The sequence below is a fragment of the Segatella copri genome (assembly GCF_024330485.1).
Classification (GTDB): domain Bacteria; phylum Bacteroidota; class Bacteroidia; order Bacteroidales; family Bacteroidaceae; genus Prevotella; species Prevotella copri_L.
Genome location: NZ_JANDWX010000088.1, coordinates 1 through 1,501 on the forward strand (window position 1 = coordinate 1; position 1,501 = coordinate 1,501).

Below are 1,501 nucleotides of genomic sequence, written 5' to 3' on the forward strand. Positions count from 1 at the left end.
CGGTATGCAAGATAAAAACAGTAAAACGAATTATGGCAGGACGAGCCTCCATCACCTTGTTGGAGAAAAAGGTTGCGCTTAAGCTTTAGCACTATGTGCACCAAAATTTGCGAAGAGCCGAAATGTTTTTCTAAAACTATTGCCACTATTGCCACACTTCAAGTTAACCGATTGGTCTTTAGCTATTTAAGTATAACAACAAGGGCATTTTTATTGTCACTTATTACCTAGCCCACTGACGGAAGCGTGCACCTTGAATAGATTTTACACTATACCCCACAGAGATAATAACATCAAGATTGTAGTATTTTACCTCTTTACTCTGCGTTTTCCCCTCTAAAGCACCATGTTGAGTGGTTGTTCGGAATTTCCGAACAACCACTTTTTCGTCCAATTCTCCTTCTTTGAAAATATTGGAAATATGTTCACTAATAGTTGCTTTACTTTTATTAAACAAAGCACCTATTTGCTCTTGATTCAACCACACGGTTTTATTCTCCAATCTCACGTCAAGTCTTACACCTTCATCAGATTGGTAAATAATCATTTCGCCCAAATCCGTCTGCACTTCATCCTCCCATTTATATCCACAATCCATGCAGAGATGAATCATCCCTTCAGATTGCACATTCTGCGAGTTGCATTTCGGGCAAGTTATCTTATTATTATTTGCTTCCATTGTTACGCTATTGCTTATTCCTTAGCTCTTCTATCAAGTCATTTACAATATATGTATCACTCATCAGATGCAAGCCAAGTTCTTTGTCATGCAGCATACGGCAAACATCAGAGTCATAGAATATCTGTAATGCTCTGTCGGTTGATATATGTAACGTATCGGCTAACTGCTTTATGATACGAGCGATTTTATTCCATAATAAGAAATCCAACATAATTATATCCTTTCATATGATTTGAATTGTAAATACTTATCAACTATCTCCTGGCTTAAAATGCAAATCTGATAGTTGGGCTTGTGATAAACCAACTGGCGAAGAGTATGCTCAACATCTGCATAGCCATTGATATAGGCTTCTACTGCATCAATTACACGGTCGTCAGCCACTCCTCCTTCAATGATGTCATACCCACTCCAAGGCTGCTTTCCTTTTCTGCTGTCAACAATGAAGTCGAGCCATTCCTTATCGTAAGCATCAAATCGTTTTACCTTGCTGTCTTGTGGTAGAGCGAACTCATAGGTGTTCACTATAGCTTGCTTGGCTCGTCTGATGGTCTTGATACGGACAGCCCATTTGGAAGCTTGTTCAAACAAAGGCGTAAGATAGAATCCTGGACCGAAATCCAAGTCCTTTCTTCCAATGCTTACTAAAGGATGCTCAACAATGACATTTGAACCATGATATAATATTTGCTTTTCCATTATTCACTAGTGTCCCGTTAAAACGAGACGATTATTAAATAAGTTATTAATACTCAAAAGTTTACGGACTTTTTGTAGTGTATTCGATTTGATTTTGTATCTTTGCACGCATATTTAAAA

General features: G+C 37.9%; 3 protein-coding genes. All 3 read right to left on the minus strand.

Translation table 11 applies throughout. The annotated features are described in order from the left end of the window. Positions 1-223: 223 nt before the first annotated feature. The 3 genes from rhuM to NNC77_RS16435 are packed head-to-tail and all read right to left on the minus strand — an operon-like array spanning position 224 to position 1,381. The gene (rhuM, locus tag NNC77_RS16425) at positions 224-679 is read right to left on the minus strand and encodes a RhuM family protein (protein WP_254971916.1); all 456 of its coding nucleotides are present in this window, start codon (positions 677-679) and stop codon (positions 224-226) included. A 7-nt stretch (positions 680-686) separates the two neighbouring features. Next, positions 687-893 carry a DUF3791 domain-containing protein gene (locus tag NNC77_RS16430; RefSeq protein WP_006848384.1) on the minus strand — a complete coding sequence of 69 codons (207 nt, stop codon included), beginning with the start codon at positions 891-893 and terminating at the stop codon, positions 687-689. Positions 894-895: 2 nt separating this feature from the next. Continuing rightward, the gene (locus tag NNC77_RS16435; RefSeq protein ID WP_144151071.1) at positions 896-1,381 is read right to left on the minus strand and encodes a DUF3990 domain-containing protein; all 486 of its coding nucleotides are present in this window, start codon (positions 1,379-1,381) and stop codon (positions 896-898) included. Between the last annotated feature and the right edge of the window lie 120 nt (positions 1,382-1,501).